Source organism: Nostoc sp. LPT, assembly GCF_017115165.1.
Lineage (GTDB): Bacteria > Cyanobacteriota > Cyanobacteriia > Cyanobacteriales > Nostocaceae > Nostoc.
Map to the genome: position 1 here is coordinate 154065 of NZ_JABXKF010000105.1, position 20358 is coordinate 174422.

Below are 20358 nucleotides of genomic sequence, written 5' to 3' on the forward strand. Positions count from 1 at the left end.
ATGCATCATTCTAAATACTTTCGATGCGTTACGCTGCTGCTAACACATCCTAGCAAACCAGCGAACGTAATTGCATACAAATATTAAGCGATTTCTCCTTCTCATGACAATGTGTAGGCGATCGCTTCATTCCCAACTTTTGCAAATGCTGGGCAAAAATTACCCCTGAAAGTAAAAACCCTACACTGCGTTGTTAATCTGTAGGTAATTGATCGTAAGATTCCGGTTCAATATCTGGTACTTTCGCTAAAACTGCGTCGTATTTTTCTCGACTGCCTCGCTTTGCTAATTCCCCTAGATAAATTTCAGTTGTTAGTGCAGCGATTTTTTCCGCAACTGCTGTCGCCACAAACTGATCGATAGAAATGCCGTCTTGTTTGGCAAGTTCCTGCAAACTTTTGTATAAAGAGTCAGGAAGCTGGACGCTGAGGTTGCTCATGACAATGCTCCAGTTGATTGCAAAAACTCCGCAGGTGCAATATTGTTATCCCAAACTGCTCAATGCCTTTAAAATGACGAGCATTATATGTTATTACGCTATCACATCGCGCCTTGACTGCTAGCTCCAGCACCATATCGTCTTTTGGATCAGGCAAGTAAGGTCGCCAGAGGAAGAAAATCTGATGCTGTGTTGCAACCGAGCAATGAAACTCGATAAATTCTTCAACATCTAGTGCAGTGATATATAGATTTGGCAGTTGCCGCGATAATACCTCTCGATACTCCAAAACCAGTGGAACCGAAAGATGGATATCAAAAATTCCTGTGCCCACGAGTGTCAGTAGACGAAAAGCACTCCCTCGTTTGGAACGCAGACCAGCAACGATAACATTTGTATCAAGGACAACGGAACTGTCATAGAGGCATGATACTGGCTCTCGGCTTAGGAATCAATGCTGTTTTGCAGTTCTAAGGTCAAAGTTGAGCCTCAGAAGGTCAACATCGAGCTTCAGAAGGTCAACATCGAGCCTCAGAAGGTCAACATCGAGCCTCAGAAGGTCAACATTGAGCCTCAAAAGGTCAACGTCGAACCTCAAAAGGTCAACGTCGAGCCTCAGAAGCTCAACGTCGAGCCTCAGAAGGTCAATGCATAAAAATTACCTCAAAAAAGCTTGGAAAATTCCGAAATACACCTTGTTTATTTAGTAGTTCTTTTTAGAAACATTAACGCCTCAAAATTAAATCTTGTTATGAATACACAAGACAAACCCAAAAGTTTACAAGATATTGTTAAGCAACGTCAACAATCAAATTTTGTGGGTCGTGAAGACCAAGTAAACCGATTTCGCCAAAATTTAGCATTATCCCTAGAAGACAATCGCCGTTGTTTTCTGTTTAACGTTTGTGGTCAAGGCGGAGTTGGTAAAACTACCTTACTGCGGCAGTTTCGGAAAATTGCTGACGAAGCAAAAATGATTTCGGCTTACATTGATGAAGTTGAAAAAACTATACCCGAAGTCATGGCTCGTTTAGCTCAAGAGTTAGAACAGCAAGGTTATAAACTAACGCAGTTTAGCGATCGCTACAAAGTGTACTGCCAAAAGTGCCAAGAATTAGAAACAGATCCCGAAGCTCCTCAAGGCTTTAGTGCTTTTGTAGGGAAAACTATGGTAAAAACTGGTGTGCGTCTGGCGCGTCGAGTTCCCGTTGGCGGTGCTGTATTTGATATTGTAGATGAGGATGCTTTGGCTACCCAAGCTGGAGAATGGGCATCTTATATTGCAAAGAAAATAACGAATAAAGATGAGGTACATTTAGTTAAAGAACCTGAAGAAGTTCTGACCCCGCTATTTTTGCAAGATATTTCTAAAATTGCTGATAAAACTCCTGTTGTCCTGTTTTTCGATTCCTCAGAACGCACCGGAGAATTCCTAGATAACTGGCTACGGGAAATTTTTGAGAACCAGCACGGTAAAGTATCTGCCAATATATTAATAATCATCGCCGGTCGGCAAGAATTAGATAAAAATGACTGGGCATCCTACGAAGGATTAATAGTTCGTTTGCCTCTGGAACCGTTTACAGAAGAAGAAGCCCAACAATATCTAATTCGGAAAGGCATTCTAGACAATCACATTATCGAAGTGATTTTAAAGGTTTCTGGAAACTTACCCCTGCTAATAGAAATGCTAGCAGATGCTCATCCCAATCACCCCAACCAGGTAATTGAGCCTAGCAGCAGTGCTGTAAAAAGCTTTTTAAGATGGATTGACGATCCCAAACGGCGACAAGTGGTGCTTGATGCTGCCATTCCTCGGTGCTTAAACCGGGATGTTATAGCCAAGTTAAGAACAGAAGAAGAAGCTGATGAGCTATTTACTTGGCTCAAAGAAACATCCTTTGTCAACGAACATAGCAAAGGCTGGGTTTATCATGATGTCGTTAGAACCCAAATGTTATGCCACAAACGCCTTTCATCCCCACAAAGTTGGGCTGACATACATAGTAAGTTGGCAGAATATTATGACAGCCTACGGAACGATTTGCAATTGGAAGAAAATAACAAACAGCGCGATCCTAACTGGCAAAGTCACACATTAAACGTGTTGTACCATAAGTTATGTCAGTCACCGCAAAAGAATTTATTGGTAGCTCTTAATGAATTTCTGACTGCACTCAAAAATCAACCCATTTTTGCCCAACAATATGCAGCAGTAATGTTTCAGGCTGGTAAAGATGGGGATTCTGCTGAAGTTCAGTATTGGGGTAAGCAATTAGCAAATGGGTTAAAAGCTTATGAGGAAAAACGCTATGAAGATGCTATGTATAATCGCGCTTTAGTCTACTTAGCCCTCAAGCAACCAGCCAAAGCACGAACTTGCCTAATACCTGCCATCAAGCTTGCTACAGAGCATTACAAAAAAGATACTAAAGACTGGCGTAATGCTTTTAATTTAGCCCTTTACTGTTTGGCTGCTCAATACACTCAACAAGCAGACCACTTATATCACTATGCCTTATCAAAGGGTGCTTCTTCTGAATCTATTGCTAAAGCTATCCAAGACATAAATGACTTTTTAACTGTCTTCCCTGACCATCTGCAAGCTACATCCATCCAACAGTTGTTGCAGTCTTGTCTAACTAAGTCATGTAATTTGCAACCTATCCTCCAGAAAACCCACAAGTCCCAACAGCAACCTGCTAATCAATTCCCTCTCTCATAGTGCAAGTCCATTCAAATGAACTTGCACTATGAGCTTGAGATTTCAATCTTTGGTACAGAAACAGTATGTGCCATTGGTTTTTAAGTCATTGATAATTGACGCTTCTACTGTAAGCGATGTGTAATCACAAGCCTCAGTGCGTCTACCTACTCACCAATCAATCACGTTTCCTTGAATTTTCGCAAACGATCGGAGCATCCCAGTTAAGAATTGCTCAATAGAAACCCTATTCATTCAAAAAACTGGCCTTAATTAAAGCCAGTTTTTTGATTTTATTGCAAACTTCTAGCGGACTTAGGGCCGAGTATTAACGGAACACACTTGAGAAGATATTATTAAGCTTTCTCATGAAAATGTCAAGATTTTATGAATTATTCCCCCAAAGTTTGCCATTATATATCGCAACTTCTCTTAAATTCTCAGGCTGTGCTGATAAACTCTTGTCGCCAAAATGCTGATTCATCAAGGCGGGAACTTGTGTAGCTTGAATTCGACTATGGCGTGTTTTATCTGGCATAACTAAATTCGGCCCAGCTTTACAGTTCTTCATACAACCAGTGCCCTTGATTGTAACTTGGTCTTCTAAACCGCGATCGCTTAAAGCCGCCTCCAACGCCTGACAAACTGCTTTACCACCGCGTTTCATACAATCAGACTTTTGACACACCAAAATCGTGGCCTTAGTCTTAGCTGGTTTTACCTTGACATCATCAATAGATGGGGGTTCTTGTGGTGCAGCGATAGTTTTAACTGCCGCTATTTCAGAACGCGCCGCCATCACACGTTCAGCTTTCAGTGTAACTTTGTCTTTTTTTATATCGTATTCTTTATAACCAATAACTTGTAGCCAAGTACCTGCTGGTAGCCGCAAGTCAAAAGCAGCCCGCAAATGTTTAGCGAGTTTAATGTAGCATTCACCCTCATGAGTAGCCAGCAGTAAACCTTTCAGCTTATAGCCATCTTTAATAACAAAATCTATAAATCTGCCCTCAAGGCAAAATTCTGATACTTCCATATTGTGAGATCCACCCATTTTTTAACCTCCTTTTAATTAATACAAGCTATCAAGCAAGATATTCTCAGCAGCTAAAAATTATAACTGTTAGTAGCGACTTTTCCAGCAACACTCAAGAGTCCAAATCTGGTCTTGACGAGAGGCTGTAAATCGCCGTACTACACTCCAAAGTTGAACAGCCGCAGTCAGATTGCTAATTTCAACTTTTAATGGCTGGTTAGCCGCACAACTACAGGGAATGTCTAACTCCTCTAGACGTTGATAGACTTGCCAGCGGTCAACCCAATTCACCTCTACAAGGTGGTTTATTTCTATTTCTGAACTATACGATTTCAAGAGAATTGCCCTCAAAGTGCAACAAACTTGCAGTAACTACTGCCATTTAACTCCCTGCTTTTTGAAAGTCTTAGTAGTCTAGTTTCTTTAAACCAGCATACCTTAAGTGCAAACAATTCTCATTAATTTTGGAAAAAAAATAAAATTTTTGCAATCATCCCATCAGGGAGATCAGGGGAATGACCAGGACAATCAGGACAAGGAGGTATTTACTCCCCCATCTACCCTCACTTCCTGGCGTATGTTTGCACACTTAAGTTTTTATGTCAATAGTAATGAAAAATATACACAACTAGATGAGCGTGCCATAATCCAGCAAACGATAAACTTCTATACTTTTAGTAAACAAAAATACAAAATCTTGTGATGGCAAATTGGCTTGCTCTTATTGTGAAAATGTTAATATGTAAACAATGAGCAGTTAAAATCTATAATTGCTAAATAGCGAGGAGAACAATGTCTGAAACGCAAACTTTGTTACGGAATTTTGGTCATGTATATGACAATCCTGTATTGCTGGATCACAGTGTAACTGCTCCGGTTACAGAAGGATTTAACGTTATATTAGCTAGTTTCCAGGCACTGTACTTGCAGTACCAAAAGCATCATTTTGTAGTTGAAGGCTCAGAATTTTACTCTTTGCATGAGTTTTTTAACGAAAGCTACAACCAAGTACAAGACCACGTTCATGAAATTGGCGAACGTCTGGATGGACTGGGTGGTGTGCCAGTAGCTACCTTCAGCAAATTGGCAGAATTAACCTGTTTTGAGCAAGAATCTGAAGGCGTATATTCCTCTCGCCAAATGGTGGAAAATGACCTAGCTGCCGAACAAGCAATCATTGGTGTAATTCGTCGTCAAGCTGCTCAGGCAGAGAGTTTAGGCGATCGGGGCACACGCTATCTGTACGAAAAGATTTTGTTGAAAACTGAGGAACGTGCATATCATTTATCTCACTTCCTTGCCAAAGACAGCTTAACTTTAGGGTTTGTCCAAGCAGCTCAAAGTTAAAATTATCATAATCTAGATTTGTCTACCTAGACTGAAAGAAAAAGTTGGCAGCCCAACTGTTAAAATATTATAAAAAATGGCAGAGAATGGTATACCTATTTCTCTGCCATTTTTCATCTAAGTAAATATATTTCTATAATGTTTAACGTTGAAAATATTTAGCAATTAGCTAGTTAAGATAAATTTTTATCTAAGTAATTTATTTGTGTATAAATAAGCAGACAGATAGATGCCAAAATAAATCATCATTTATCGCAAGGTTCATCAGATTAAATAATAAAGATTCGCAAAAGGTTTACAAATTTGAGGATCATAATTAAATAAAATTAGAAATACAAAATAATCATTGGGCATTGGGCATTGGGCATTGGTTATTAATTATTCTCCCCTGCTCCCCTGCTCCCCCACTCCCCAGTCCTTCCTGTCATCAAACTTAGAAAAGTTAATAATAAAAAGCACCATAGGGGGTAAAGACCCTTAAAATGATCAGGATTTGTATTCTCGTATTCCAAGGCAACGACTATGCCCCGCCGTGACGACCTCCGGAAGATTCTACTGTTAGGCTCTGGCCCAATTGTGATTGGACAAGCCTGTGAGTTTGACTACTCTGGCACTCAAGCCTGCAAAGCACTCCGAGAAGAAGGCTATGAAGTGGTTTTGGTCAACTCCAACCCTGCAACGATTATGACCGACCCGGAAACGGCCGATCGCACTTACATTGAGCCGCTAACTCCAGAATTGGTCGAAAAAGTCATCGAAAAAGAACGCCCCGATGCTCTACTACCAACGATGGGAGGACAAACTGCCCTCAATCTTGCCGTTGCTTTAGCCAAAAAAGGGGTGTTGGAAAAGTACGGCGTTGAGTTAATTGGCGCTAAACTCCCAGCGATTGAAAAAGCCGAAGATCGAAAGCTGTTTGGTGAAGCAATGGCAAGGATTGGGGTAGCTGTTTGTCCCAGCGATACAGCTGAATCTTTAGAAGAAGCCAAAGCTGTTGCCCGCCAAATTGGTACTTATCCCCTAATTATTCGTCCAGCTTTTACAATGGGTGGAAGTGGCGGCGGCATTGCCTACAACCAAGAAGAATTTGAAGAAATGGCACAGGTGGGTATAGATACTAGCCCTGTTTCGCAAATTCTCATTGACCAGTCTTTACTAGGCTGGAAAGAATATGAACTTGAAGTGATGCGTGACTTGGCAGATAACGTGGTGATTATCTGTTCCATCGAAAACCTTGACCCAATGGGCATTCACACCGGAGACTCTATTACCGTCGCTCCCGCGCAAACCCTCACTGATAAAGAATATCAAAGGCTGCGGGATATGGCAATTAAAATCATCCGCGAAATCGGTGTGGAAACTGGCGGTTCTAATATCCAGTTTGCCGTCAATCCGCTTAATGGCGATGTGGTTGTAATTGAGATGAACCCCCGCGTTTCCCGCAGTTCGGCTTTGTCTTCCAAAGCCACGGGTTTCCCGATCGCCAAAATGGCCGCAAAATTGGCTGTGGGCTACACCTTGGATGAAATTAAAAATGACATCACCAAGAAAACTCCCGCGTCCTTTGAGCCGACAATTGACTATGTAGTGACAAAAATCCCCCGCTTCGCCTTTGAAAAGTTCCCCGGCTCCGATCCAGTGCTGACAACCCAAATGAAATCTGTTGGGGAAGCAATGGCAATTGGGCGGACGTTCAATGAATCCTTCCAAAAGGCACTGCGATCGCTTGAAACCGGACGCGCTGGTTGGGGTTGCGATCGAGCCGAAAAATTACCTAGTGGCGAACAAATTCGCGCCCAACTGCGCACACCTAACCCTGATCGCATTTTCTCTGTGCGCCATGCCTTGCAACTAGGGATTAGTGGTGAGGAAATCTACGAACTGACTGGTATTGACCCGTGGTTCCTAGATAAATTTCAGCAACTGCTAGATGTCGAGAAATTTCTCAAGCGAACACCTTTACAGCAATTGACAAAAGAGCAATTTTATGAAGTGAAGCGGGACGGATATAGCGATCGCCAGATTGCTTACGCCACCAAAACCACCGAAGATGAAGTTCGCGCCTACCGCAAACAACTAGGAATCATCCCAGTTTACAAAACCGTAGATACCTGCGCCGCTGAGTTTGAAGCCTTTACCCCCTACTACTATTCTACCTACGAAGAAGAAACAGAGGTTTTGCCAGCAACTAAGCCAAAAGTATTAATTTTGGGTGGTGGCCCCAACCGCATTGGACAGGGAATTGAGTTTGATTACTGTTGTTGTCACGCCGCTTATGCCTTGAAGAATGCGGGGTATGAGACAATTATGGTCAACTCCAACCCAGAGACAGTTTCGACAGACTACGATACCAGCGATCGCCTTTACTTTGAGCCGTTAACAAAAGAAGATGTCCTTAATATTATCGAAACTGAAAATCCAGTTGGGGTGATAATCCAGTTTGGCGGGCAAACACCGCTAAAGCTGGCTCTCCCATTACAAGAATTTCTCAGCAATGATACTTCACAACTCCTCACTAAAATTTGGGGTACATCGCCAGATTCCATCGACATGGCAGAAAACCGGGAGCGGTTTGAAAAGATTCTCCAGCAGTTGAATATTTCCCAACCGCCTAATGGTATTGCCCGGAGTTATGAAGATGCGTTGATTGTCGCTAAACGTATTGGCTATCCGGTGGTGGTGCGTCCTAGCTATGTGTTGGGGGGACGGGCGATGGAAATTGTTTATTCCGATGCTGAGTTGGAACGCTACATGACCTTTGCAGTACTAGTGGAACCAGAACATCCGATTTTGATTGATAAGTTTTTGGAAAATGCGATTGAAGTTGATGTTGATGCGATCGCCGATCATACAGGACGGGTAGTGATTGGTGGTATTATGGAACACATCGAAAATGCAGGTATTCACTCAGGAGATTCCGCTTGTTCCTTACCTTCCATTTCCCTATCCCCAGCAGTTCTCAATCAGATTCGCACTTGGACGATACAGCTAGCACAAGCATTGTCAGTCGTAGGATTGATGAATATTCAGTTTGCTGTTGTCGGCGCAAGTAACTATTCTCCCCAAGTTTACATTCTAGAAGCTAATCCTCGCGCTTCCCGCACAGTGCCCTTTGTATCTAAAGCAACAGGCATACAATTAGCAAAACTAGCATCCTTAATTATGTCAGGGAAAACCTTAGAGGAGCTACATTTTACAGAGGAAGTCATTCCCACACATATTGCTGTAAAAGAAGCAGTATTACCCTTTAATAAATTCCCAGGAACTGATACAATATTGGGTCCAGAAATGAGATCCACTGGTGAGGTGATGGGGATTGACAGCGACTTTGGCCGTGCCTTTGCCAAAGCGGAAATGGGTGCTGGGGAGCGTTTACCGTTAACGGGAACTGTATTTGTATCAATGAGCGATCGCGATAAAGCTGCTGCAAGTGGTGTGGTGAAGGAATTTATCGATTTGGGCTTTACAGTGATGGCTACTCTTGGTACACGGCGAGTTCTTCTCGAACAAGGGTTAAATATTGAATTAGTGTTAAAACTCCATGAAGGTCGTCCCCACGTCCTAGATGCAATCAAAAACCAGAAAATCCAACTTATTATCAACACACCATCAGGGGAAGAAGCCCAGACTGATGCTAGGTTAATCCGCCGCACAGCCTTAGCTTACAAAATTCCCATCATTACTACCATCGCCGGTGCAAAAGCTACCGTCGCCGCTATCCGTTCCTTACAAAATACCACTTTGGATGTAAAAACTATCCAAGAGTACTGCCCGATCGCTAGGGAGTAGAGAGTAGGGAAGCAGAGGAGCAGGGGAGCAGGGGGAGCAGGGGGAGATGAGGGGGAATTATTGAATAAATCTCTCCCTTATCTCCCCCCTCTTCCTTGTCTACCTTGTCTCTTGTCAATGCCCAATCCCCAGAAAAAATTAAACAATTGTTAGAAGAGAATGAATATAGTTCTCATTGAGATACTTTAACAAATATGAGGAAAATTATTTGAACCAGATAATTTCTTAAATAGACTTTTAGTCAGCCTTAAGATAGAGGGCAACGTTGGATGAACTGGAAAAACCAGGAAATTTCATGTCGCTATCTAGCCAAAATCTTCTCATAAATGTTACAATTATTAATAGGACTTCCATAAAAATGTTTAAAAAGCAACCTTTTATCTAACTGTAGACACTTGTGAAAAATAGAAAATAACTGTAGTTTTAGCAGTTAAGAAGCCTAAATTTGATTATTATGAGCAGCCGAGTTTCTCAGGCGCGTAAATTGCAAACCATAGCATAGGTTCCCAGTCTGACTGGGTAGCACCCTAATAAATAAAGAAAGCATCTATCCCTTAATGACCCTACCGCCAACCCCATCATTACCAAAGAGTAGCGCCATGAAGACCGCTCAGACAGCCACAGACCTCGTGCGGACTTACCTGCGTGAGATTGGCCGTGTGCCACTCTTAACCCACGAGGAAGAGATTTTCTATGGTAAGCAGGTGCAACGTTCCTGCGCTTTGCACGAATCAAGGGAATCTCTTGCCACCCAGCTAGGTCATCAACCGACTCTAGAAGAGTGGGCCAAAGCAACAAACCTAGAACCAGCAGAGTTGAACGAAGCGATCGCAGATGGTGAAATTGCCAAGCGCAAGATGGTAGAAGCCAATTTGCGGCTGGTAGTCTCCGTTGCCAAAAAATACATTAAGCGCAACGTCGATTTACTGGACTTGATCCAAGAAGGTAGTATTGGTATGCAACGGGGCGTAGAAAAGTTTGACCCCACCAAAGGATACAGATTTTCTACTTATGCCTATTGGTGGATTCGGCAAGCGATTACTCGTGCTATAGCCGAAAAAGCTCGTACCATTCGGCTGCCGATCCATATCACTGAAAAATTAAATAAGATTAAAAAGGCACAGCGCCAATTGTCTCAAAAGTTGGGACGCGCTCCTACGGCTGGGGAGCTAGCTCAAGAATTAGAATTGACGCCCAAACAAGTACGAGAGTATTTAGAAAAGGCGCGTTTGCCTCTTTCTTTGGATTTGCGGCTGGGTGATAACTACGACACCGAACTCGGAGAAATGCTGGAAGATCCAGGAGCTTCTCCCGAAGAGTTTGTTATGCAATCTTCCCTATCTTATGACTTAGATCGCTTAATGGGCGATCTCACGCCACAACAGAGGGAAGTAATCACACTGCGCTTTGGCTTAACTGATGGGCAAGCCCTGACTCTAGCTAGAATTGGTGAAATACTGAACATCAGCCGAGAACGAGTCCGACAAATTGAACGGGAAGCCTTAAGCAAACTTCGTAAGTCCAAAGCCAATATGGATGAATATTTGGCAAGTTAGGAGTAAGGAGTGATGAGTTTTTAATTAACTCCCCACTCCTTACCTATTTATTGGGGTGAGAAAATACGCTGACTTTGGTACGGTTACACCTACTTCCATTCTTACGCTAGGCTGTTACATTAGTTGACAGGAAGACAAAATAACTAAGTCAAATCCAAAACGGACATTTAATATTCAAATCACAAGCACCGCAGCTAATAGTGGTAGTTAAGGAGCTAAAAAATGAGTAACTCATCCAATCGTGTCTCAGAATTTTTTAATAGCGAATCAGAAACTAACGATTTATTATGGCAGTACGTTAAATCCTTGAGTCCAGAAACAGTTACCCAGCTATCCAAACCCGCGTCTGCCGAAGTCTTTCAAGTGATGGAACGGAATATTACAGGACTATTAGGTAATCTACCTTCAGAACACTTTGGTGTTACTGTAACCACAAATCGGGAAAATCTAGGTAGGCTTCTTGCTTCTGCGATGATTAGTGGTTATTTCTTGCGTAACGCTGAACAGAGAATGAATTTTGAAATGGTTTTACAAGGATCTGAAACTGACAACAGCGAAATTGACTAGAAATGTAAAATTTGGAAAATTCAATCAATATTGTTAGGCTGATAACTAGTCATAGTTACAGCGATACGAATTTTAAATAAGTCTCTGCGAAATCTTTGCCGCTAATTCCCGATTATACATCAGCTAAGTTTTTTAAAATATCCAAAATAGTGACGAATTCAGGTTGAAATTTCAACGCATAGGCGCTTTGCCTTCCCGCAGGGTAGGAACGCTGAGGTTGGCGCAGAGGTACGCGGAGTCTTTGATTTCGCTTCTCTGTGAACTCTTGTAATTTTTTGATTAATTGAGTCAATTATATGATGTCTGGCTAGTTGGAATTCCTGTAACCTATGCAGAAAGCATAAAAATTCCTCCCCTCTAACCCTCTGCGGTTTTAATAATAAGTTTTTAACCGAACACGATATTAAAAGCATATTTATAAATGATTAATGCACATTTGTGGATAAACGAACAGTGGTAGATGACCTTTGCAATAAATCTAAACTCGGCAGAGCTACAACTAATCTGCCGAGTTTTGTTATTAGTCAAAAATAAAAATTCAGGAATTGTTCCTCTACTCCCCATTCAACTATGAGTGAAACCAGTTCTTTCCCACCCCATAAAATCATTGGTGTTGCAGTAATTTGGAATGACCAAAAGCAAATTTTAATTGACCGTCGTCGTCCACAAGGAGCGATGGGTGGTTTGTGGGAATTTCCTGGTGGTAAAATAGAGCCTGGTGAAACTATCCAAGAATGTATCCAACGAGAAATTTCCGAAGAACTGGGAATAGTAATTGAAGTGGGAGAGCATCTGATTACTATTGACAACAGCTATACAAACTTGCGTGTTACTCTCACAGTACATCACTGCCGCCATCTTACAGGTGTCCCCCAACCTTTAGAATCCGATGAAATTCGCTGGGTAACTTTAGAAGAACTGGAGCAGTTTACTTTTCCGAAAGCAAATATTCAAATTATTACTGCATTAAAAGGCAGTGGGGAAGCAGGGGAGCAGAGAGTGGGGAGATGAGGGAGATGAGGGAGATAGGGGGACAAGGGGACAAAAGGACAAGGGGGTAAATAAAACTCCTAACTCTTAACTCTTAACTCCTAACTCAGCACGGGCTAAACGCCCCGCTTCCGCTAACAGCACTCAGCACTCCTAATGACCAATGAACCAATGACCAATGACTAATCCCGTAACAATCTATTAATTGCATCAGGTTGAGTCCCGCAATTTTCTACAATAGGCGCAGGGACTTTGATTTAAGGTGTCAGCAAATAAATGCCTAAAACCGTTGCCGATGTGATGAGCCGCGATCCTATTGTTGTCCGGGAGGAAACTCCACTCAAGGAAGCTATCCAAATTCTCGCAGAACGCCATATCAGCGGGCTACCTGTTGTGGATGATCTTGGTAAATTGGTGGGCATTATCTCGGAAACCGATTTGATGTGGCAAGAAACTGGTGTTACTCCACCTGCGTACATTATGTTTCTTGATAGTGTTATCTATTTAAAAAATCCTGCTACGTATGACCGTGATTTGCACAAGGCTCTAGGGCAAACCGTCGGGGAGGTGATGAGTAAAAACCCGATCGCTATTTCCCCTGATAAAACTTTAAAAGAAGCAGCTACAATCATGCACGATCGCAGCGTTCACCGCTTGCCAGTACTTGATAGTACAGATCAAGTAATTGGTATTCTTACTCGTGGTGATATTATTCGGGCAATGGCTGCTAGTCAAGATTAGTCAGCTGTCATTAGTCATGAGTCATGAGTCATGAGTTCTTGATACTTAACTGTTGACTTTTGACTCTTTTTTATACATTTGAAAATCAAGGATAACTAAATGAGTATTACTCCGGAGTCTGTTAAGCAATTGCTCAGTTCTGAGGATTTAGGCGATCGCTTACGTGCAGTAAATCAAATCCGCGAACTGGAACCTGCGGTTGGCTTTGAATTAATTCAAAGTGCGATTGGCGATCGCAATTCTCGTGTCCGCTACACAGCAGTGAGTCAAATGGATACACTCGGAACCCAAGATTTACAATTATCCTTAGATATCTTGCGCGATCGCTTGCTTCATGACTCCGAAGTAGATGTACAAGCAGCAGCAGCAGACTGTTTGGGCGCTCTGAAGTTACGTGAAGCTTTTGAAGATTTACAGCAGCTTTATCATACAACCGATGAATGGCTAATACAATTCAGTATTATTGCTACATTAGGAGAGTTGGGCGATCCACGAGCTTTTGAACTACTAAAAGAGGCACTTTCATCAGAAAACGAATTAGTCCAAACTGCTGCTATTAGTTCTTTGGGTGACTTGGGAGATGTACAAGCTGTTCCTCTCTTGGCTCCCTATGCTACCAACCCAGATTGGCAAATTCGTTACAGACTTGTACAAGCCTTAGCTCGTTTGAGTAATCCAGAAGCCAAATCTATATTAGAAACTCTGGCTAATGATGAAGTAGATGCGATCGCAAGCGAAGCCAAAAATTCTTTGCAGTCAGTCTGAGTTCGTCTTTCTAGGAATAGTTAACCTGACTTTTCCATAGAATTACCGAAACTGGAAAAGTCGTTTTCAATAAAGTTTTTCTTGGAAATAATTAAAGGTTCGCAGTAATCGCTAAATTACTACGAACCAAAACCTATAACACTTCATTGAAAACCGATGTAATTGGATAGATTTTGTACAGGGTGGTAGTCTTTACAATTGTTCTACCACCTTTTTTCTCAGCAATTTATCTGCTGGATATTTTTCATTAATTAGCCAGACTTTTGCGACGGCGAGACATAGCCATGACTGCACCTACTGCACCTAAGCCTAGTATTGTTGTTGGCTCAGGAACGGATTGTGAGATAGCATCTATTTGAAATATATACTGACCAGGATTATTACCTTGCTTTAGAGTAGTAACTGATCCCTCGCCTACGGCATTTGTACCATCATAGAATGTTCCAAAGATTTTAAATGCATCTAAGCTAGTAGTATATATGTTGTTTGTACTCTTTGTATTTTTCCTAGTAATGTCCTCTATAGTGGTTGCCTTAAACTTTATCCCATTATCAAAACTAAGGAATGGGTCAACTATTGAACTCACACGAACTTTGTAATCTGCTGATACCGTTGTAGAGGTAGGTGTAGATTTGGAGCTTGTGGAGCCTGGAATTAGATCTAACATTAAGCTGTAAGGGTCGTTGTTCCCTACTGTAACTTTCTGTACACCAGTAAATATACCACTAGCAGATAATATATTTGCTGGATTATCAAATTGGGCTACTTCAATGTTTGGAGTATTTTGTTTTGTATTTTGAAGAGTCAAATTTCCCGAGAAAGAAACACTACTAAGAAAAGCCGCTTGAGCAGAACCAGCAGAGGCAAACATCCCAGCAGTAGCCAAGGGGATTGCAAAAGTAGCAGCTAGAGTCGCGTTTACTAATTTAGATTTTAAACTAATCATGAGCGTTTGAGAGTCCTAATAATAACTTGGAGTAGAGAAATTGATTACTTGACCTTTACTATCAGTAATCTATTTAAAATACTGTCAGTGAAAGCGAAACTTGCGTGATGTATTTCTTATCTCCATAAAATCACATAGACTTAGAACCTGCAATATTTACTGAGTGGTCTTCATCACATCTTCAACTAATAAATAGTCTTCATAAAATTTTCATTTCTTACATATCTGCGCTTCGTATATCTCTTAATCTCTAGGGTTTAAATTATTGGCAATCGCTTTGACTTTAAGAAAAAATATTTACGTAATTTTTATAAAAAAGTATTTTTTTATACTTTTAATTCACTAAACCATATTTTAGATAAATGGAATATGAAGTGTATCTATAATCTTTCTAGTTACTAATTTTAGTGAAACGGTTCCTCTCATAGAATAAATGGGAGGAACCGCTGTATTTGTTTACTATGGATAGTCTTTGCGATCAAATTGAATGTTTGTAATAAATGGCTAGTTGCTAGCTATTACCGCTGTTCTCAAATCTGTCAGATTTTTCAAATGCTAAGAGCCAAATACCTGTGGCCAGGTTGTCACAACAAAAACTACAACTGCGGCGATCGCTAACAACCCTTGAATCAAATTTCCAACCAAAGACCCGACTACAATTCCTATACCTGCTTTAACCGCCAACCCTAATTCACGTCGATAAAGGTACTCACCAATAATTGCTCCCAAAAGCGGACCTAGTAAAATTCCTAACAGTGGCCCCCCAAAAGGTAAAGTTGGCAATAATCCGAAAAATCCTACCACCAAACCAACAATTGCGCCAATTTGCCCCCATTTGCTAGCTCCAGCTTGTTTTGCTCCCACATAGCTAGCTAAAAAATCCACTCCGACACTCAGCAGTAAAACTATAATTGTCACAATTAGTGGAATCTTGATAGCTGCAAAAGAACTACTAACGATTCCCCAGATGATAATTGCAATTAAAATTAAGCTGCTACCGGGAATGGCTGGAACTACAGCACCAATAATACCCACAACCATTACAGCAACTAATAGCCAATAAATAATTTGCATAGATCAATTGTAAACTTCCAAATTTTTTCATAGGGGCGCACATCTGCGCGCCCTTACTGTTTATTCTATCTGGGTAAGATAGCGAAAAATGCCTAGTACAATGTGATGCAAGTTTGCCTAATGCTTCTAAACTGCTATTTAAAAGCTCAAAACCTATGACGAGAAAAATATTAACTGGACTAAGTTCTGAAGCCTACGAGCACCCCTTTGATCGCAAAGCCTTGGCTTCTGTGCAAAATATGCCCGGTGTCTCCTTGCTACTCAAAAAAATTAACGAATATGGTATTGATCGCCTACTTAGACTGCAAAGCCTTGGTAGTGAAATCAGAATTTCGCCGCGTAATTTTCCCGAATTACATCAAACATTTGTAGAAACCTGCCAAATTCTTGATGTTGCTCCACTTCCTGAATTGTATCTATTTCGAGGCACAGGTCACATTCAAACCTACATTGTTGGCGTGGAAAAACCCCTTGTCGGTATCAATTTAGATGCAATGGAGTGGCTTGGCGTAGATGAGTTGCTTTACGTTTTCGGACACGAAATCGCTCGTATCAAGAGTAAGCACATGATTTATCACCAAATGGCAATTGTTATGCCAACGTTGAAAAATTTGTTGAGCAGTACCACATTGGGAGTCGGTGGCTTAGTCGCTGGTGGAATGGAACTAGGTTTGTATAATTGGCGGATGATGGCTAGGTTTACTGCCGATCGGGCTGCAATGCTTGCTTGTCAGGATATTGACGTAGCAACTACTACACTGATGAAACTCGCGGGTTTACCAGATGAGTACTTGACTGCTGCTGTAATTGAAGATTTCCTCGTCCAAGCCCGTGAGTTTGCATCCAATAACTTTGATAGCGTGGATAAAGTCACCAAAATATTAAGCTATACAGAGCCTGGGCTTTCTTGGGTAGTTATGCGGGCTGGCGAATTATTAAAATGGGTTGATTCAGGAGAATATGATAATTTAATTCAACAGACAAATTTAAAGACACCGGAAGAACTAGAAGAAAAAGAAGGAAAGACACTGCAAGAAAAGGAAGGTTGGAATTTTTTGACTTCTTGGTGAGTTAATAATTCGTAATTAACTTATAGATACGAGCAAATCAATTTGAGGTAGTAATTACAAATTACGAGTTATTCTCACAGATGACAAACCTAAATTTAGGTTAAGTTACTTGGTTGGATAAATTTGAGCCAAGAGTAACGGCTAATTTATCAGCAATTCCTGCAATCCAGTTTTCATCTTGTTTGGTGTAACTTCGAGGAGCATTTGCTCCCAAAATTAATGCACCTTGGTTGCCAATAGGTTGACAAATTACACCTTGAGTATTTTCTGGTAAATAATCAAATTCAATTTTACCTGGATATACTTTTAGAGCAACTAGATAAATCGGTTTTTGTTTTTCGAGTACTTGTTTTAAGATTACTCCTGGCACAACTTCAGATTTAGTACCTAGAATCCCACGACGCAACAAAACTTTACCTTGATAAAAAACCACAAGCGATCGCGTTACTGTGTTAGTCAACAATAAATGAGATGCCCAGGCTAGCTCTGTTTTCACGGCTTCGGGTAAATCTGCTGCGAGTACAAAACCTTCTTCTCCAATTAGTTCTACAATATCAGGCGATCGCGGCTGAACTTGCTGCCAAATTAAACCCGTCAAAATTAACACTGCACTCAAAATCACGCCTACGACATCACCACGCGATTGAGACTGGGTTAATTCCGGTGTCAATAAACGGTTAATCAATAAAAGTACAGCGCCTAGCCCACCCACGACAATGGGTAGACGCCGCAAAACTCGATTAGGATCAGGTTTAGTCATTAAAAGTTAGGAATTGGGAATTGCGCATTGGGCATGGGGCATTGAGAAGAGACAAGGTAGACAAGGAAGAGACTTGTTCAATAATTCCCCCTTGTCTCCCCTGCTCCCCTACTCCCCTGCTCCCCCTGCTCCCTCATCTCTCACTCCTCCCCTGGTTCAATAATTCGCTGGAAAAGATAACCAGTACCCCGTGCGGTGAGAATCAATTCTGGGTTGCTAGGATCATCTTCTAATTTTGCCCGCAAACGTGATATATGCACATCTACTACGCGGGTATCTACATGACGTTCTGGTGTATAACCCCAAACTTCCTGCAAAATTTCCGAACGAGAAAAAGCTTCTCCAGAGCGACTGACTAACAACTCTAACAAGCTGAACTCCATACCCGTCAATCGAATCCGCTCATCGCCTTTGTAAACTTGTCGCTTATTCGTATCGATTTTAATATTAGCGACATGAATTACCCCAGAACTGGGAATTCCAGAAGCACCGTTTTTATCTACTCGCCGCAGCACCGAGCGAATCCGGGCTTCTAGCTCCTTGGGGGAAAATGGTTTAACTACATAGTCATCAGCACCCAATTCTAATCCGGTGATGCGATCGGCAACATCACCCAAGGCTGTTAGCATAATAATGGGGACATCTGATTCTTTTCGTAATTCTTGACATACACCATAGCCGTCTAGCTTTGGCATCATTACATCTAAAACTACCAGGTCAGGCTCTGTTTTGCGAAAAGTATCCAAAGCTTCTTCGCCGTCGCCAGCTGTCACTACATCGTAGCCAATCATGGAAAGGCGTGTTTCCAAAATCCGGCGAATGCTGGCTTCGTCGTCTACCACCAAGATTTTTTCTTTATGGCTTTCCAAGTTTCTCTAGGCTCCTTAACTAAAAATTTACATGATTAATTTTTAATACCATAATATTAAGATATCATTCCATGAATTGATTTGGAAAAAGCTCTAAATACTACTATTATTTGTTTTTAGTTTTTTTCAAGAATTAAGTAAATATTAAGATTATTTAATAAGATTTAAGAATGCCAAAGCCAAAAACCTTTTTCACTTGTAACGAATGTGGAGCAGAATCGCCCCAATGGTTTGGTAAGTGTCCAGCTTGCGGTACTTACAACTCTCTAGAAGAACAAATTTCTATTCAATCCTCAGTAGATGTACCCAGTCGGGGAGGAGTGAGTAGTTGGCAATCAGCTCAAGGCAATGGCAAATCTCACGGTAAACCAGCTAAAGCGCGAGCCTCTTTAACATTTGATCAAATTACTGATCGCCAAATTGCCCGTTGGGAGTCTGGTTATGAAGAATTAGATCGGGTGCTTGGAGGTGGGGTTGTCCCTGGTTCTATGGTGCTGATTGGTGGCGATCCGGGGATTGGTAAATCGACTTTATTGTTGCAAGTATCTAATCAATTAGCACAGAAATATCGCATCCTTTACGTAACTGGTGAAGAATCAGGGCAGCAGGTAAAATTACGAGCTTCCCGTTTGGGAGTATCAAAAACCCTAAGTGTAGTAAACGATGAGAAGGTAACAGTAGTAGTAGATACTACACTTCCTATAGACCCTGACAGTATAGGTGCAGATTTATATGTACTGCCAGAAACAGATTTAGAGGAGATTTTACGGGAAATAGACTCTCTCAAACCAAATGTGGCGGTAATTGATAGTATCCAAACAGTGTTTTTTCCGGCGCTGACTTCTGCACCAGGTTCGGTAGCTCAGGTACGGGAATGTACCGCAGCATTGATGAAGGTGGCGAAGCATGAAGATGTCACCATGCTGATTGTGGGACACGTCACCAAAGAAGGAGCGATCGCTGGGCCAAAAGTTTTAGAACATTTAGTCGATACAGTGTTGTATTTTGAAGGCGATCGCTTTGCCTCCCATCGGTTATTACGGACAGTCAAAAACCGCTTCGGTGCAACTCACGAAATCGGCATCTTTGAAATGGTGACAGATGGATTGCGAGAAGTCTCCAATCCCTCAGAGCTATTTTTAGGCAACCGTGACGATCCTGCACCTGGTACTGCCATTGTCGTGGCTTGCGAAGGCACTCGTCCGATTGTTGTAGAATTGCAAGCTTTAGTGAGTCCTACCAGCTACCCTTCCCCTCGGCGGGCTGGAACTGGCGTAGACTACAACCGCCTAGTACAAATTCTTGCCGTCTTAGAAAAACGAGTGGGAATTCCGATGTCAAAGTTAGATTCCTACGTTGCTTCTGCGGGTGGGTTGAATGTGGAAGAACCAGCGGTAGATTTAGGAATAGCGATCGCAATTGTAGCTAGTTTCCGCGATCGCATAGTTGATCCCGGTACAGTATTAATCGGTGAAGTTGGGTTAGGCGGACAAGTGCGATCGGTTTCCCAAATGGAACTGCGGTTGAAAGAAGCTGCTAAGTTGGGATTTAAAAGAGCGATCGTGCCAAAAGGGACAAAATTTCCCGACTTGAATATTGAGATATTGCCAGTATCCAAAGTCATAGATGCAATTATCGCCGCCATTCCTCATCAAGAATTGACAGCTGACGATTTAGAACCCGATGAAGATGAGTAATTAATGGG

20 protein-coding genes are annotated in these 20358 nt (G+C 41.7%); 11 read left to right on the top strand and 9 right to left on the bottom strand.

The annotated features are described in order from the left end of the window. Positions 1-193: 193 nt before the first annotated feature. Entirely contained in the window at positions 194-439 is a 246-nt protein-coding gene (locus HWQ58_RS20420) for a toxin-antitoxin system HicB family antitoxin (protein WP_292866543.1), read from the bottom strand. Next, on the bottom strand, positions 411-827 hold the full coding sequence (locus tag HWQ58_RS20425) for a PIN domain-containing protein (protein ID WP_366838326.1): 417 nt from the start codon (positions 825-827) through the stop codon (positions 411-413). Before HWQ58_RS20425 ends, HWQ58_RS20420 begins: the two co-directional genes overlap by 29 nt. 66 nt (positions 828-893) lie before the next feature. Here HWQ58_RS20425 and HWQ58_RS20430 point away from each other — a divergent pair, with 66 nt between their 5' ends. Further along, the gene (locus tag HWQ58_RS20430) at positions 894-1094 is read left to right on the top strand and encodes a hypothetical protein (protein ID WP_292866545.1); all 201 of its coding nucleotides are present in this window, start codon (positions 894-896) and stop codon (positions 1092-1094) included. A gap of 96 nt (positions 1095-1190) precedes the next feature. After that, on the top strand, positions 1191-3164 hold the full coding sequence (locus HWQ58_RS20435) for an ATP-binding protein (protein ID WP_292866547.1): 1974 nt from the start codon (positions 1191-1193) through the stop codon (positions 3162-3164). 364 nt (positions 3165-3528) lie between these two features. Here HWQ58_RS20435 and HWQ58_RS20440 read toward each other — a convergent pair whose 3' ends face one another. Together HWQ58_RS20440 and HWQ58_RS20445 are read right to left on the bottom strand one after the other, a co-directional pair. Further along, complete coding sequence (locus HWQ58_RS20440) at positions 3529-4197, bottom strand: (2Fe-2S) ferredoxin domain-containing protein (RefSeq protein ID WP_292866549.1); 669 nt, start codon at positions 4195-4197, stop codon at positions 3529-3531. Positions 4198-4266: 69 nt separating this feature from the next. Beyond that, complete coding sequence (locus tag HWQ58_RS20445) at positions 4267-4515, bottom strand: Asr1405/Asl0597 family protein (RefSeq protein ID WP_292866551.1); 249 nt, start codon at positions 4513-4515, stop codon at positions 4267-4269. A gap of 456 nt (positions 4516-4971) precedes the next feature. Here HWQ58_RS20445 and HWQ58_RS20450 point away from each other — a divergent pair, with 456 nt between their 5' ends. The 4 genes from HWQ58_RS20450 to HWQ58_RS20465 all read left to right on the top strand — a co-directional run bounded on the left by HWQ58_RS20450 (position 4972) and on the right by HWQ58_RS20465 (position 11438). Next, the gene (locus tag HWQ58_RS20450; protein ID WP_292866553.1) at positions 4972-5526 is read left to right on the top strand and encodes a Dps family protein; all 555 of its coding nucleotides are present in this window, start codon (positions 4972-4974) and stop codon (positions 5524-5526) included. Between the two features lie 522 nt (positions 5527-6048). Next, a complete protein-coding gene (gene carB / locus HWQ58_RS20455) occupies positions 6049-9315 on the top strand; it encodes a carbamoyl-phosphate synthase large subunit (protein ID WP_292866555.1) in 3267 nt (1088 codons plus the stop codon). A 599-nt stretch (positions 9316-9914) separates the two neighbouring features. Next, positions 9915-10871 (top strand): RNA polymerase sigma factor, RpoD/SigA family, encoded by a 957-nt coding sequence (locus HWQ58_RS20460; RefSeq protein ID WP_104909800.1) that lies wholly within the window; start codon positions 9915-9917, stop codon positions 10869-10871. A gap of 222 nt (positions 10872-11093) precedes the next feature. Then, on the top strand, positions 11094-11438 hold the full coding sequence (locus HWQ58_RS20465) for a DUF760 domain-containing protein (protein ID WP_292866557.1): 345 nt from the start codon (positions 11094-11096) through the stop codon (positions 11436-11438). 112 nt (positions 11439-11550) lie between these two features. On the opposite strand, the gene HWQ58_RS20470 is transcribed toward HWQ58_RS20465, so the two are convergent. Next, on the bottom strand, positions 11551-11730 hold the full coding sequence (locus HWQ58_RS20470; RefSeq protein ID WP_292866559.1) for a hypothetical protein: 180 nt from the start codon (positions 11728-11730) through the stop codon (positions 11551-11553). A 278-nt stretch (positions 11731-12008) separates the two neighbouring features. Between HWQ58_RS20470 and mutT the strand changes: the two genes are divergently transcribed. The 3 genes from mutT (at position 12009) to nblB (ending at position 13934) form a co-directional block, all read left to right on the top strand. Then, positions 12009-12449, top strand: a complete 441-nt coding sequence (gene mutT / locus HWQ58_RS20475) for an 8-oxo-dGTP diphosphatase MutT (protein ID WP_292866561.1) — start codon at positions 12009-12011, stop codon at positions 12447-12449. Positions 12450-12704: 255 nt separating this feature from the next. Next, the gene (locus HWQ58_RS20480) at positions 12705-13169 is read left to right on the top strand and encodes a CBS domain-containing protein (protein WP_292866563.1); all 465 of its coding nucleotides are present in this window, start codon (positions 12705-12707) and stop codon (positions 13167-13169) included. A gap of 99 nt (positions 13170-13268) precedes the next feature. Continuing rightward, entirely contained in the window at positions 13269-13934 is a 666-nt protein-coding gene (gene nblB / locus HWQ58_RS20485; RefSeq protein ID WP_292866565.1) for a phycobilisome degradation protein NblB, read from the top strand. 247 nt (positions 13935-14181) lie between these two features. Here the strand turns inward: nblB and HWQ58_RS20490 are convergent, their stop codons facing one another. Both HWQ58_RS20490 and HWQ58_RS20495 read right to left on the bottom strand, forming a co-directional pair. After that, positions 14182-14880, bottom strand: a complete 699-nt coding sequence (locus HWQ58_RS20490; protein WP_292866567.1) for a PEP-CTERM sorting domain-containing protein — start codon at positions 14878-14880, stop codon at positions 14182-14184. A 555-nt stretch (positions 14881-15435) separates the two neighbouring features. Next, positions 15436-15954, bottom strand: a complete 519-nt coding sequence (locus tag HWQ58_RS20495) for a DUF456 family protein (protein ID WP_292866569.1) — start codon at positions 15952-15954, stop codon at positions 15436-15438. Positions 15955-16109: 155 nt separating this feature from the next. Here HWQ58_RS20495 and HWQ58_RS20500 point away from each other — a divergent pair, with 155 nt between their 5' ends. Continuing rightward, positions 16110-17024, top strand: coding sequence for a M48 family metallopeptidase (locus tag HWQ58_RS20500; protein ID WP_292866571.1), 915 nt, complete (start codon positions 16110-16112; stop codon positions 17022-17024). A gap of 100 nt (positions 17025-17124) precedes the next feature. Here HWQ58_RS20500 and HWQ58_RS20505 read toward each other — a convergent pair whose 3' ends face one another. Then, the gene (locus HWQ58_RS20505) at positions 17125-17784 is read right to left on the bottom strand and encodes a cofactor assembly of complex C subunit B (protein ID WP_292866573.1); all 660 of its coding nucleotides are present in this window, start codon (positions 17782-17784) and stop codon (positions 17125-17127) included. 140 nt (positions 17785-17924) lie between these two features. Then, on the bottom strand, positions 17925-18653 hold the full coding sequence (rpaB, locus tag HWQ58_RS20510) for a response regulator transcription factor RpaB (protein WP_292866575.1): 729 nt from the start codon (positions 18651-18653) through the stop codon (positions 17925-17927). 170 nt (positions 18654-18823) lie between these two features. On the opposite strand from rpaB, the gene radA reads away from it, so the two are divergent. Beyond that, on the top strand, positions 18824-20350 hold the full coding sequence (radA, locus tag HWQ58_RS20515; protein WP_292866576.1) for a DNA repair protein RadA: 1527 nt from the start codon (positions 18824-18826) through the stop codon (positions 20348-20350). The last annotated feature ends 8 nt before the right edge of the window (positions 20351-20358 follow it).